Here is a 14,314-nt window from a genome sequence, read left to right on the forward strand (position 1 = left end):
TATCTGTGTTTATCTGCGGTTGAAAAAGGGAGTTGATTGACCGCAGATGAAAATGGATTGATGCGGATTTAGATCGCGCTTTCGGTTTTGGTGGTAGGCTGGGAATGTGGGGTGTAGCGGAAGGGCGATCGAGGTGATTTATGGATGCTAAAGAACTTTTAGAAAAATACGCTAAAGGCGAACGGGACTTTAATAACGTACAGCTAAGTGGGATAGACCTCAAAGGTGCAGACTTGAGTGGAATAGACCTACGGGGTGCAAATTTGACAGGAGCTGAGTTGAATGAGGCAACTTTGAACAAAGCAAGCCTCTATGGCGCAGACTTGAGTAGAGCATCCCTGTTAGGAACACACTTAATCGGGCTGGAAGGTAATAGTGTCAACTTCAGTTTTGCAGACCTCAGCGGGGCTGACTTGAGTATGGCAAACCTCAATGGGGCCAATTTGAGTAATACTAAACTGGACAATGCAAACCTGAGTGAGGCCCAATTAAGCTCTGTATCGTTAACTAAAGCCTCCTTGAAGAACGCAAAGTTAAATAGAGCAAACCTGAGCAAGTCAAATTTGACTAGGGCAAACTTGACAGGAGCAGAATTGATTCAAGTGAACTTAGGGGGTGCTAACCTCGAAGGTGTCAATTTTCAGAGAGCCAAACTCCGAGGTGTCAATCTGTCTGCATTTAACTTATCAGGCGTGAATCTGACTGAGGCGGATGTTAGTGCAGCAGACCTCACAGGGACTAATTTGAAAAAAGCCTGTATGAAAAGGACAAATCTAAAAAAAGCTAGCCTTAAAAAAGCAACTATAATGCTAGCAAGTTTGGAGGAAGCCAACCTTCAGGAAGCAGACTTGACGGATGCTCAAACCTATGATTGGAATATTAAAAATGCAGACTTCACTGGTGCGATAATGCCCGATGGAGAAATTTACCAGCCAGAAATCTCAGAACCAGAAATCGACAGCAAAGAAACTTCTCAACAAGAATCCCAAAAAGTGACATCTATGACGCGCAAAATTATTCGTACTGACAAAGCACCGGCACCCGTGGGCCCTTACAATCAAGCGATCGCCGCTACGGGCACTATGCTGTTTGTAGCTGGCCAAATTGCGATCGACATTAGACTAAACGATATTGTCTACACCGACGATGTGGCAAAACAAACCGAACAAGTTATGGCAAATCTCGAAGCCATTCTCACAGAAGCCGGCGCTACTTGGTTGGATGTGGTAAAAACTACGGTTTTCCTTAAAGATATGAATGATTTTGCCGCTGTGAATGCGGTTTATGCGAAATATTTTGATGCGGAAACTGCACCGGCGCGCGCTTGTGTGGAAGTTTCGCGTTTGCCGAAAGATGTGTTAGTAGAGATTGACTGTATTGCGGTTATTTAATTTGAGCTTCTTTGAGAAACCAGGCTTTTTCAATAAGTCTGGTTTGTGGATATTTTATTTTTTTTAATATTTATGAGCGATTTAACCGCAGAGGGCGCAGAGGGCGCAGAGGAAGAGGGGAGAGAGATGAATAATTCCAAGGTTTACTTATAGCAACCGCCGAGGGTAAAGTGCGCGACTGTATGAACTTCCACAGCCGATCGCACTTTTGTCGATCTGTCGCTGTCGCGCACCTACTCCCAAATCAATCTGAAACAATCAGATTTAATCTCAACTAGCAATTAGCAATTACTAATCACCAGTTAGCAATTAGCAATTAGCAATTACTCTATAAGTAATTACCAATTACCAACCGTAAACTATTTATTCAGCGCTTCGCGGGCGGCTACCGCTTCGTCGGGATGAATATTCAAGCGGGTCAAATTAATTCGACCTTTATTGTCAATTTCTCGCACTTTGACAATCACTTCATCGTTCACAGCTAACTCGTCTTCCACTTTGCCAACGCGGTAGTCCGCTAACTGCGAAATGTGAATCATTCCTTCTTTTCCGGGCAAAATTTCCACAAAAGCGCCGATCGGAATAATTCGAGTTACGCGGCCGACATACACGTCTCCTGCATTCAACTTGCGTGTCATGCCTTGGACAATGTTGTAAGCCCGCTGAGCTTTTTCGCTGTCGTTGCCGGCAATTGTCACGGTTCCGTCGTCTTCGATGTCTATTTTGACACCAGTTTCTTCGGTGATGGCTTTGATCGTTTTGCCACCAGGCCCAATTACCAAACCGATAAATTCAGGATCGATTTTCAGGGTTAGCAAACGCGGTGCAAACGGCGACATTTCCTTGCGGGGAGTGTCGATGGTTGCCAGCATTCTTTCTAAAATGTGCAGTCTGGCTGGTTTGGCTTGGCGGATGGCATTGGCAATTACATCTAAGGGCAAACCTTTGATTTTCATGTCCATCTGCAAAGCAGTAATGCCGGTGTCGGTACCAGCTACTTTGAAGTCCATGTCGCCTAAAAAGTCTTCAATTGCCTGAATGTCAGTCAAAATTCGGACTTCATCGCCTTCTTTAATTAAGCCCATTGCCGCGCCGCTGACGGGCTGGGAAAGGGGAACGCCTGCATCCATTAATGCTAGCGTTGAGGCGCAAACTGAACCCATTGAGGTCGAACCGTCGGAAGAAAGGACTTCTGAAACTACGCGAATCACGTAGGGGAAATCTTCTTTGGATGGCAAAACCGGCAGTAAAGCGCGTTCTGCGAGGGCTCCGTGACCGATTTCTCGGCGTCCGGGCGATCGCATCGGCTTGGTTTCTGCTACCGAAAACGGCGGGAAATTGTAGTGGTGGAGGTAGCGTTTGTCTTGCTGCGGGTGCAAGTCGTCCCCTAAGTCTTGGGCGTCGCCTGGGGTTCCCAGGGTAGCTGCGGACAAGACTTGAGTCAACCCGCGATTAAACAACCCAGTGCCGTGTACTCGCGACGGCAGCACGCCTACGCGACAAGAAACGGGTCGCACCTCGTCTAGCTTGCGACCGTCTACACGGACGCCATCTTCGAGGATCTGCTTCCGCATCATTTTTTTGGTAACGTCTTTGAAAACGTTGCCGATCGCCTTGGTGTTGGCGGTGGCGGCTAGTTTTACCGGATCGTCTTCCGGGAGTTCGGCGATCGCAGATTCGACTTCATTTGCCTTAACTTCGTCCAATGCTGCATTCCGTATTGTTTTGTCTTTTTCAAATCTTGACAAAATGATGCGGATGGGTTCTTGGGCGCGATCGCGAATAAAGTTTTCCAGGGCCGAATCTTGCGATGGCCGTTCCTCTACCACCAAATCGATGCCCAATTCCGCCATAATTTCGCGCTGGGCTTGAATCAAGTCACAGGCTGCTTCATAGCCGAAGTCGATCGCCTCGATGATATCCTGTTCCGGCAATTGGTTAGCGCCGGCTTCCACCATGATTACTCCATCAGGAGAACCGGCTACCACGAGATCCAACTCGCCTTCTTTGATTTCGCTGTAGGTGGGGTTGATGATGAAATCGTCCCCTACCAAACCGACTCGTACCGCCGCCATCGGCCCGTAAAACGGCATTTTCGCCAGCAGTATCGCCACCGAAGCCCCCGTCACCGCCAAAACGTCCGGTGGCACTTGTTCGTCCATCGAAACCGTTGTTGCTACAACTTGGATGTCATCTCGCAGCCAGCTTGGAAATAGCGGGCGTAGCGGTCGATCGATCAAACGGCCAGTCAAAGTCACTTTTTCTGGGGGACGCCCTTCCCTTCGCAAAAATCCACCGGGAATTTTACCGCCAGCGTAGAGTCTCTCTTCGTAATCCACCAACAGGGGCAGGAAATCAATTCCTTCTCTCCCCTGCGATCGAGTCGCTGTCACTAAAACCGCCGTGTCACCCGACTGAATCAAAACTGCACCGCCTGCTTGAGGCGCTAGTAAACCAATCTTCAGTCTAATATCCCGTCCATCGAAGGATATTGACTTGTCTATCTCTACCATGTAGCACTGCTTCCTTATCTACCACATTCTTTCTCTGTCGGGATCGTAACATTACCACAGGATGTTTGAGAGTCCGACGCCAAAAGACAGGGATAATCGCCTCGCGATCGACTGTCTGCGTCAGGCTTATAAGCATTTATACTCTCGAATTATTTTTTACAGTCTGGGGTCGATGCTTCGGTCGATCGTCCGCTAAACGCCTTCCATAGATGGTACGATCAATTTTCGTTTGGGAATTGGGACGTTGAAGGAAGAAGGAAGAGCGATTTAGTTATCTAGGACAGGGAATAAGCCGTAATACCAATTTTTTATGAGGTTGCATAGAATCCGATCCCCCCTAGCCAAGAGGGCGGGCACGGGGAGTAGGGGTCGCACCGCCCCTACAAAGGGGGAGTAGGGGGTGGACAAGATTATTCTCAAAGTCAACCCCTACTCCCCTTCTTAAGGGGGAGTAGGGGGTATGCGAGGGGGATCGAGATATGTGCAACTTCACATTAAATTGGTATAAGGTGTGCGATAAGTACCTAAATATAAAGGTTCTACCTAATTCCTATCTGGCTCAAAATTTCCTCGGTTTGTTTTAAATAAAATTTTCATAAATTCCATATAAATGCTGTAGTCAACCTCGCACTTAAATACAAATATCAGGGTAAAAAAGATGGCAATTTTACACGGCAGTTGGCTCCTAGAAAATGAAAAAAGTTCCTTATTCATTTGGGGAGAAACTTGGCGAAAGCTTGAGGCAATTGAAACCATAGGATCGGGGATAAATTTACCGCATCCCTTAGCTATGACCGAATCGGAATTTAAGAATTTCCTAAATTCCTTGCAGCAGTCGGGAAAACTAAACTGGCAATTACCGGAAACCGCAGAAACTCCACCGGAAAAAAGCAAAAAAACTAGGCGATCGCCCAAAAGTCAAAACGCAGAAATTCCCGCCCAAGACTCCTCGATTCAAAGAGAAATTCGGGCGCTCGCACTTCCGACCAAAATCTCCGAATCGAACGCAAATCTGATGCCGCAGCACTCAGCATCAGCACTGGAGGAACCCGCTAAAACCGAGGAAATTTACCTTTATCCCTGGCAAGTCGAGGGTTTTTGTCTCAACCCTCAAGCAGCTTTTGTTTTCTTGCAATCACTACCACTTAACAGCACGGAACCAGACTCTTTTGTGGGTTCAGATTTGCGTTTTTGGTCTCATATTGCTAGGTGGAGTTTGGATTTGTTGGCAAGATGCAAATTTTTGCCTGGATTGGAGAAACAGTCCGACGGTTCTGCTATTGCCAAATGGCAACCTCTGTTAGACAGTTCTACAGACATACTCCGCCTCGGCACTTTTGTCAAGCAAATGCCGACGGCTTGCAGAACATATCAATCGAAGGAAGAAGGAAGAAGGAAGAAGGAAGAAGGAAGAGGGGAAAAGGAAGAAGAATCCAGTCAATTGCCTTTAGCGGTGGATTTGCCGATGGGGGCGGAGGAATTGGTGTTAGGCTTTTTGAGCAGTATTGTAGATAGTCAAGTGCGATCCTCTTCGAGGGCTGCGCTAACGGCTGGTAGCTCTACTTTAGACATCAAAGCAGTTTCTCCTGTGCGCGACTGGCTGCAAGCTTTGCAGCAGGAATCTGGGATAGTTCAAGTAGAAACCGCAGCATTAGAAAACTTGGCAACCAAGCTGAGTGCTTGGACTGCACCGCTGCAAAATCAATTATCTCAACAAACTCAATTTCGCACTTGCTTTCAACTCATACCGCCGTCTCCTGGTAAAGCCAACTGGAGTTTAAATTATTGCTTGCAAGCTGCAGATGAAGCGGAATTTTTGGTAGACGCGACAACTGTTTGGAACAACTCAGTCGAGCGTTTGGGTTATGCGGGGCGCACAATAGAATTGCCTCAAGAAACTTTGCTCAGCGGCTTGGGTTTAGCCTCGAAACTTTATCCGTTAATTGAACCGAGTTTGCAAGCACAGCGGCCTCAATCTTGCCAATTAAATCCGCTGCAAGCTTACGAGTTTATTAAGTCTGTAGCTTGGCGGTTTGCTGATAGCGGGTTGGGCGTAGTTTTGCCGCCGAGTTTGACAAAAACGGATGGTTGGGCGAGTCGTTTGGGTTTGAGCATTCAAGCGGAAACTCCGAAAGTGACTCCGGCGAAAGGTGGGTTGGGATTGCAAAGTCTGCTAAATTTTAAGTGGGAATTGACGATCGGCGGACAGCGCCTTTCTAAGGCAGAATTTGACAGATTGATCGCGTTGAATTCGCCTTTGGTGGAAATTAACGGCGAGTGGGTGGAGTTGCGCGCGCCGGATGTGAGGGCTGCTCAAACTTTTTTTGCTAGTCGCAAAGAGCAAATGACTCTTTCTTTGGAGGATGCTTTGCGTTTGGCGTCGGGCGATTCTCAGATGATCGAGAAATTGCCTGTGGTTAATTTTGAGGCTACGGGTCAACTTCAGGAATTGTTGAATACTTTGAGCGATAATCAAGCGGTAAGTGCGATCGCAACTCCGGCTAGTTTCCGAGGACAATTGCGGCCTTATCAAGCCCTAGGAGCAGGCTGGTTAGCATTCTTAGAACGCTGGGGTTTGGGCGCTTGTCTCGCGGACGATATGGGAACTGGTAAATGCGCTTTACCACAAAGTTTGCTTTTTGTCAATGGCTTTTTACAAAAAGCTGAAAAAATATGGGAAACTTATGCCGGAAAAACAGAATTCGACGGTGAGGGCTTTTGGTCTGAACCTAACGAGCAATTACTGGTAAATTCCATAAATCAGGAAACAGGCAAAATTGTACAGGCGACTATTCGACGACTTTACCGCCAGCAAGTGCAAGAAAAGTTGCGAACCATCAAACTACAAGATGGTAGCAGCATCACAATTACCCGCCGCCACAAATTGTTAGGACGCGATGGCTGGACAAATGACCTCAAGGTTGGAGATTATGTTTGCGTTCCTGCTAAATTGTATTGGGAAGGAAAGCCGGAAGATCCCGATTTGGTCAAGTTTCTGGCTTGGCAAATAGCTGAGGGACATGAGCAGCGCGATCGGGCTGTACTCTCGATCGCACAAAAAGATGCGACAGTTCTTCAAGAGTTACGTGTCGCACTGCACCGGATCGGCGAAAAGTATGGAGTAAAAATCAATAATCCTGCTGTTCGTACTCGTGCTAAGCAGACAGCAGCAGACTTGGTTGTATGCAGTCGATCGTACCAATGCTTTCTTGAGGCTAAAGGCTACGAGTGGGGGAAACTGTCAGCCGAGAAAAGCTTCCCGCAATTTATCATGCAAGCCAATCTTGATAGCATTCGGATTTTTCTCAGAAACTACTTTGATGCTGAAGGTTCTGTCTTTCTTAACACGCGAAATATCGAAATTAGCACCGCTTCGCCTTTAATCATCCAACAACTTTCTACATTGCTGCGGCGCTTTGGAATTTGGCTGCGAATCGCCACTAAACAGAAATGCGCCACCAATGGCAGCGGGATTTTTCGCACCTATTATATCGGTACTTTCGGCGGTAACTCAGCGCGCATATTTTTCCAAGAAATTGGTTTTGGCTATCCCGAAAAACAGCGTAAATTAGAGCAGATTTGCGAATTGCCTTGCAACACCAATGTTGAGGGAATTCCTGCTTCTGATATCGTCGCTCGTGCAGTGGAAATTACAAAATTACCATTGCGCCATTTCGGAATGCACAATCCTGTTTATATTAACGGTTCCCAGCAGTTTTCCCGCATCAGCCTAGGAAAGGTGGTAGCAGGTATGGAAAATGTGCTTGGTGGTTCCGCAGAACAGGAGTACCGCCAGCTAAAGCCTTCTAAATGGACGAATCAGACCCTAGAGGCTTATGCAAATCTCAATGTAGCGCAGTTAGATAGTGTCCGAGAAAATTTGCAACTTATACTCGATCGCGAAGTATTTTATTGCAGAATAGAAGAAATTGAGGATTTTGAGTACAGTGGGTGGGTCTATGATTTTGAGGTGGGCAAACATCACAATTTTGTTGCCAATAATATTTTGTGCCACAATACTGTTCAGCTAATTGCTTTTCTCCTGCATTTACAAGAACAAGATTCCTTGGAAGGGCCGACATTACTGGTTTGTCCGACATCGGTATTGGGCAACTGGGAACGCGAAGTCAAGAAGTTCGGCCCGACGCTGAAAGTATTGCTACACCACGGAGACCAACGCGCTAAAGGCAAAGCATTTGCTGCGGCGATTAAGGGAAAGGATTTAATCATTACCAGTTACGCCCTGGTGTTTCGCGATGCGAAGGAATTTCAAGGCATTAAATGGCAAGGATTGGTTTTAGATGAAGCGCAAAACATTAAAAATTCCGAGGCGAAACAGTCGCAAGCGGTGCGACAAATCGAGGCATCTTTTAAAATTGCGCTGACGGGAACTCCGGTGGAAAATAGACTGCAAGAATTGTGGTCAATTTTGGAGTTTCTCAATCCTGGCTATTTGGGGCCGCGCAATTTCTTTCAGCGCCGATTTGCAATTCCGATCGAGAAATACGGCGATCGAGAATCTTTGCAGACTTTGCGATCGCTCGTTCGGCCTTTCATCCTCCGCCGCCTGAAAACTGACAAAGAAATCATCCAAGATTTGCCAGAAAAACAGGAGATGACTGTATTTTGCGGGCTGGCAAATCAACAGGCGGTATTATATCAGAAAATAGTCGAAGAGTCAATAGCTGAATTAGACTCAGCCGAAGGCATTCAGCGCCGGGGAATGATTCTGGCTTTGCTGGTAAAACTCAAGCAACTTTGCAACCATCCGGCTCTTGTGAAAGCAGAAGCTAAGCCGAAAGAATTGGAGATTAAGAGTCAGGAATCGGGGAAATTGCAGCGGTTGGTGGAAATGTTAGAAGAGGTGCTCGCTGAGGGCGATCGGGCTTTAATTTTTACTCAATTTGCCGAATGGGGAAAACTCCTGAAACCGCATCTAGAACAGCATTTAGGGCGAGAAGTTTTGTTTTTATACGGAGGAATTCGGCAACAGCAGCGGGAAGAAATGATCGATCGCTTCCAGCACGACCCCCAAGGGCCGCCGATTATGATTTTATCCTTAAAAGCTGGCGGCACAGGTTTGAACTTAACCAGAGCAACCCACGTTTTCCACTATGACAGATGGTGGAATCCAGCAGTAGAAAATCAGGCAACTGACCGCGTATTTCGCATCGGTCAAACCCGCAATGTGCAAGTCCACAAATTTGTCTGCACTGGTACGTTAGAGGAGAAAATACACGATATGATTGAAAGCAAAAAAGCTCTAGCCGAACAAGTTGTCAGCGCCGGGGAAAACTGGCTCACCGAGCTAGATACAGACCAACTTCGCAATTTACTAATTCTCGATCGCAATGCTATCATAGAAACGGAAGAAGAATAATATGATTAATTACCAATTCCCAGCAGCACGACACGGATGTCACGGATACAGGGATAGCTGTTTTTTCCTTTCTGACTCCAGCATCCAGGATACAAGCCCCCGGATGAATCCGGGGAGAAATAAAAAACCTGTATCCGATGAAACGTGCCCCCCGAATTTATCCGTGGGGTCAATGCTTCAGTCTAAAATCTAAAATCTAAAATCTAAAATCGATTGACTCCAGCATCCGAATTACCTGTTTGGCCAATGCCCAATTCCCAATTCCCAATTCCCAAATAAATGATTGACAGAGAATGGTGGACACAACAGTGGTTAGATTTAATCAATACCTACCGCTTCAAAAAGCGCTTAGAACGTGGCTGGCAATATGCGCGCGAGGGTAAAGTTCTCAGCATTAAATTTCCCAATCAAGAAGTAATTGCCATAGTTCAAGGAACCGATCCAAAACCCTATCAAGTTTCTTTAGGACTCGACACATTGAGCGATGAAGATTGGGATTATGTGATTGAAAATATGTCGCAAAGAGCAGTTTTTTCAGCTAAACTGTTAGCAGGAGAAATGCCGCACAATATTGAAGATGTATTTGCAGCAGCGGGCAAAACGCTATTTCCGTTAAGTTTATCTGATATTCGATCCCGCTGTAGCTGTCCTGACCCGAAAAACCCTTGCAAACACATCAGTGCAGTATACTACTTATTGGGCGATCGCTTCAGTGAAGACCCCTTCGTACTCTTTCAACTGCGGGGGAGAACCAAAGAGCAAATCTTGACAGCACTCCGTCAAAGACGAGGTACGCAAGGAGAGGAAAATTCCCAACTCAACTCCGGCGAAAATGCCCCCACTACGAATTCTAAATTGCCGAAGGTCGATCGCTTTTGGGAATACAATCAGCAGCTAGAATCATCTTTAGTAGTGATTGTTCCGCCGCCCAGCAGCGAAACAGTATTAGATATCTTAGGCCCAATCCCCCTAGCCACAGACGGAAAAGGAACCGCTAGCAAATCCTCGCCCGCATCTGACGCCCTGAAGCAGCATTTTAGCAAAATCTACCAAGCAGTTAGCCAGCAAGCAGTTTTAGCAGCACTGAAACGGGGCGAAGGAGATTAACATAATGTATTCGCAGAGATGATACTAGGAAATATGGCTGATAAAAATCAGGCTTTAATACCCATTTTATTCTTGAGTCCCTCTCTGGTGGAACCAGAGTTTGTCTAGAATAGATTTCAACCCACGAGTCTTACTTTTTGCAGTTTCAGTTTACACTTCCCGCAAATTACTCATAATCTCTATCAATTCCTGGGGGCTTTGAATCAAAAAATCGGGATTGTGTGCCACCAAAGCCTCCTGAGAATTAAAACCCCAAGCTACAGCAATTACCTTAATTCCGGTTTTTCGAGCAGCTTCTATATCTCTAATCTCATCTCCCACGTAAACGACTTGTTTAGGATTTATATTTTCTCTTTTTAGCCAGCTATTAATAACTTTATGTTTGCCAAAAGTTGAACCAGAGTAAATAAATGTAAAAGTGTCTGGCAAACCATTTTTTTCCAGCGATGCCAAAACGTTTTCTCTGGAATTAGATGTGATTATGCCCAGTTGAAATCCCAGTGTTTTTAACTCCAGTAAAACTTCTTTAATCCCCGGAAATAATTGAATATTGGGAATTTCGCTGCGTAACTCTGCTTTCAACATTCTAATCAACAGCGGGAATTTGAAGATAGAAATGCCCGAATACTGAAGAATTTGCCAAGAAGTTAAATTGCTCAGTTGAGCGATTTGCTCTTTGGTGGCAGACTTAAAGCCTAATTCTACTGACAAACGGTTGGTGATGCTTAGAAGAATATCGATTGTATCTGCTAAAGTACCGTCAAAATCAAAAATAATTACTTGGGTCATTGGACAATAGCAAATAAGGAACTAGGGATCACTTCTATATTACCCATTACCTCTTGCTTGTCAAAAAAAATGATCGCAACGGCGGGATTTGCACCCGCATCTCCTGGTATGCTCCAAGGAATTCTATCATTTAAACTACGTTGCTGGTGGCAGCGAACCGAATCAAACGGTTGTCGATCGCCTGTCGAGCGATTGCTTTACCATTAAGCTACACTGCCCCACTTTATTATACATTTTTAATGCAAAATTTTGACATCGAACCCAATATTAATTTTAAATTATATATCTCGCTTGTAGCTGAGTCTCGCTCCGCCCTATCCCCCCTAAAAAAGGGTAGTAGGGGGTAGGACAAGAACTCTCAAAGTCCTCCTTATTAAGGGGGATGTGAGGGGGATAGAGACAGAGAGATAAGCGAGAGTATGAAAGGAATTTAGTCTTAAGTTGATACCAAGGGTGGAGAGTGGAAAGATCCCTAAAAATATTAAATGACTGGGGAGGATCTCATATTTGCAAAAACACTTCTTTCTTCTTCCTTCTGACCAAGAATTTCAAAGGTGGTACCCGCCACGTGATTTATCCGTGGAATCAATCCAAAATCGAAAATCGAAAATCAGAAGAGCCCCCGCATTTATCCGTGGGGTCGCCTCTAAAATCTAAAATCTAAAATCTAAAATCGATTGACTCTTTTCTCCTGGATCCTGACTCCTGACTCCTAATTCCAATTTCGAGCTTTGCTGCTTTCATTGAGATGCTCCCAATGACTGTTACCACTGCGACTCAGCATAATCTTTAAATAATTTACCATAAAAATAGCGTCCCTCATTTACTCCCAAATAAATTGGATCGCAAATCCGCGCGGCGGCATCAACAGCATCAAAGGGAGGTTGTACGCCGCGTTGCTGCATTGCTAAAACTTGAGGGTAAGGGTGCTGAAAACTAATCCATCCCGGATCGACAGCATTCATAAAAATTTTGTGTTTGGCATACTCTGAAGCGCAGGTGCGAGTCATCATGTTCAGCGATGCTTTTGCCATATTTGTATGCGGATGTCGCCAAGGTTTGTCACTGTTAAATTGCCCTTCTTTTGAAGAAACATTGACAATATATTTGCCAGCTTCAGGATTTTTTTTCATCAGCAGTTTGAGCCTGCTGTTAATTGCAAAAGGAGCGATCGCATTAATAACGTGAACTTCCAACATTTCCAAAATGCTCACCTCATCATCCTTCATCAGCCAACTGTTGAAAGGGCGCAAATCCACTTGTTGCCCGTCGCGATCGTACATTCCGGGCGGAAACAAACTAAAATCAGATGAATGTGATAATTGATTCTCTCGATCCAAGTTAAAAACCGTGGGGATTTCACTGTTGCGATTTGGAACAGAGTCTGTGAGAGATTTGGGGATATCCTCAGAAATATTGTCTGTCAAAAAGTGCGTAAGCGTTGCCCTCGAAGAGGATCGCGCCAACAGCGGCTGAATCTCAGCAGGCAAAGCCTCCAAAGGCAGAGATTCAAAATCCCTCAAATGCTGGTAAAATTCAGGAGGGCGGCGAATTGTTTGAGCCGCATTATTGATAATAATGTCAATTCGCGGATAGCAGCAGACGAGGTGTTCTGCAAATCGCTCAACGGCCGCAATATACCGCAAATCTAACTCATAAACTTGCAGGCGATCGCACCACTGGGCAAAATCCGCTTCTTTAGCATATCTCCTAGCAGCATCCCGAGCAAAACGAGTAGTACCAATTACAGCTGCACCCGCTCTCAACAACCTCAAAGTTACAGCATACCCAATTTTCACTCTCGCTCCCGTCACCAAAGCAAATAACCCCTGCAAATTAGCAGTTTGGTTGCGTTTGGTCAAATTAAGTTCGCCGCACTTCAAACACAAACCCCGGTAAAAAAAATGTTGCTCTCGAAAACTCTCCTTGCAAACAAAACAGCGCGGCAGTTTATTCATTTTCAATTTCTCTGGCTGTAAAGAATATCAAGTCCAGCTACATCCGCTGCAATTAGCTCCCGCCAAAATTCCCCGATTATCGATCTTAGCTTTTTTCATAATAGACCAGCTCAAATTAGCCCCATTAAAAGTAGCTCCGCTGAGATATGCGTTCAGGAAATTTGCTCTTTTCACAACAGCATCGCTCAGATTAGCACCAGCCAAAGTAGCTTTATTAAAATCAGCATCGCAAAGGTTGGCTCCAGTAAGATCTGCTTGAAAAAAATCCGTATTTGTCAAATCCGTTCTCTCTAAATTAGCACCCCGCAAATTAGCTCCCATAAAACAAGCTCCTGCAAATTTACTCCACCGCAAATTAGCTCCTGCCAAAACCAACCCTTTAAAATTCCCGCCGTTAAAATTAGATCTAATTAGTTTAATCCCCGCCAGATTTGCTCTGGCAAAATTCACCCCGCCCAGCTTAGCCCCACTCAAATCTGCCCCGCTCAAATCAGCACCAGTCAAATCAGCACCAGTCAAATCAGCCCCGCAGAGTTTAGCTTTTTTCAAAATGCTTTGAGATAAATTAGCCTCGCGAAAATTAACTGAGCGGAGGTTGGCTAAACTGAGATTAGCTGCTTGCAAATCAGCGCCGCTGAGATTGGCTCTGCTCAGGTTAGCTCCGGTCAAATCGGCATTTCTCAGATTACTTACTTCCAAGTTACTTTTTAAAATTTTTGCGCCTCGCAGGTTGGCCGATTCAAAGTTCGCTCCTACTAAGTTTGACTCTCTCAGGTTGGCTTTAGCCAAATTAACTCCGCTAAAATCTCCCCAACTCAACTCTACAAAGCCACCCAATAAAAGTAGATTTTGCACTCTCCATTTATTCCAAATCGACGCATCTTTTTTGAGCAAACTTATTTGTTCTTCCCTGCCCAATATTGCAGCAGCAGTAGCTCGCACCCGCTCGTCAGCATCGTCCAAAACAGCAGTTACTGCTTCTAAACCTGCTTCTCCGTATTTGATGGCATCTGTAAGTGCTGCCAGCCTTGCTTCAGCCGAGGGGCTTGCTAAGCGCTGCTTGACTCGTGCTATGCCGCCCAAGACAGCAGCATGAATTAAAGGTGGATTTTTACCGCCCAAAACTGCATCGTATTCTTTTGGTTCATTTGCTGGCATTTGTTATTTGTTACGGAT

At 45.5% G+C, this 14,314-nt stretch carries 7 protein-coding genes and 1 tRNA gene; 3 read left to right on the forward strand and 5 right to left on the reverse strand.

Translation table 11 applies throughout. The features are described from left to right. The first annotated feature begins 140 nt into the window (after positions 1–140). On the forward strand, positions 141–1,391 hold the full coding sequence (locus tag QUA00_RS02280; RefSeq protein WP_333408566.1) for a Rid family detoxifying hydrolase: 1,251 nt from the start codon (positions 141–143) through the stop codon (positions 1,389–1,391). A gap of 359 nt (positions 1,392–1,750) precedes the next feature. Here the strand turns inward: QUA00_RS02280 and QUA00_RS02285 are convergent, their stop codons facing one another. Next, entirely contained in the window at positions 1,751–3,904 is a 2,154-nt protein-coding gene (locus QUA00_RS02285) for a polyribonucleotide nucleotidyltransferase (protein ID WP_333408567.1), read from the reverse strand. Positions 3,905–4,562: 658 nt separating this feature from the next. On the opposite strand from QUA00_RS02285, the gene QUA00_RS02290 reads away from it, so the two are divergent. Then, positions 4,563–9,284, forward strand: a complete 4,722-nt coding sequence (locus tag QUA00_RS02290; protein WP_333408568.1) for an SNF2-related protein — start codon at positions 4,563–4,565, stop codon at positions 9,282–9,284. Positions 9,285–9,563: 279 nt separating this feature from the next. Beyond that, the gene (locus tag QUA00_RS02295) at positions 9,564–10,391 is read left to right on the forward strand and encodes an SWIM zinc finger family protein (protein ID WP_333408569.1); all 828 of its coding nucleotides are present in this window, start codon (positions 9,564–9,566) and stop codon (positions 10,389–10,391) included. Between the two features lie 150 nt (positions 10,392–10,541). On the opposite strand, the gene QUA00_RS02300 is transcribed toward QUA00_RS02295, so the two are convergent. From QUA00_RS02300 to QUA00_RS02315, 4 genes are all read right to left on the reverse strand, one after another. Next, positions 10,542–11,180 carry an HAD-IA family hydrolase gene (locus QUA00_RS02300; RefSeq protein WP_333408570.1) on the reverse strand — a complete coding sequence of 213 codons (639 nt, stop codon included), beginning with the start codon at positions 11,178–11,180 and terminating at the stop codon, positions 10,542–10,544. A 144-nt stretch (positions 11,181–11,324) separates the two neighbouring features. Beyond that, positions 11,325–11,398: transfer RNA gene (locus tag QUA00_RS02305), tRNA-Val, on the reverse strand. 546 nt (positions 11,399–11,944) lie between these two features. Continuing rightward, positions 11,945–13,138: an SDR family NAD(P)-dependent oxidoreductase gene (locus QUA00_RS02310; RefSeq protein WP_333408571.1), complete on the reverse strand. Its 1,194-nt coding sequence runs from the start codon at positions 13,136–13,138 to the stop codon at positions 11,945–11,947. Between the two features lie 27 nt (positions 13,139–13,165). Beyond that, positions 13,166–14,296, reverse strand: a complete 1,131-nt coding sequence (locus QUA00_RS02315) for a pentapeptide repeat-containing protein (protein ID WP_333408572.1) — start codon at positions 14,294–14,296, stop codon at positions 13,166–13,168. Between the last annotated feature and the right edge of the window lie 18 nt (positions 14,297–14,314).

The sequence above is a fragment of the Microcoleus sp. T2B6 genome, from assembly GCF_036700475.1.
GTDB lineage: Bacteria > Cyanobacteriota > Cyanobacteriia > Cyanobacteriales > Microcoleaceae > Microcoleus.

Coding starts and splice junctions, on each gene's coding strand:
- QUA00_RS02290 (WP_333408568.1), top strand. CDS start 4,563: ATGGCAATTTTACACGGCAGTTGGCTCCTAGAAAATGAAAAAAGTTCC.
- QUA00_RS02315 (WP_333408572.1), bottom strand. CDS start 14,296: ATGCCAGCAAATGAACCAAAAGAATACGATGCAGTTTTGGGCGGTAAA.
- QUA00_RS02300 (WP_333408570.1), bottom strand. CDS start 11,180: ATGACCCAAGTAATTATTTTTGATTTTGACGGTACTTTAGCAGATACA.
- QUA00_RS02280 (WP_333408566.1), top strand. CDS start 141: ATGGATGCTAAAGAACTTTTAGAAAAATACGCTAAAGGCGAACGGGAC.
- QUA00_RS02310 (WP_333408571.1), bottom strand. CDS start 13,138: ATGAATAAACTGCCGCGCTGTTTTGTTTGCAAGGAGAGTTTTCGAGAG.
- QUA00_RS02285 (WP_333408567.1), bottom strand. CDS start 3,904: ATGGTAGAGATAGACAAGTCAATATCCTTCGATGGACGGGATATTAGA.
- QUA00_RS02295 (WP_333408569.1), top strand. CDS start 9,564: ATGATTGACAGAGAATGGTGGACACAACAGTGGTTAGATTTAATCAAT.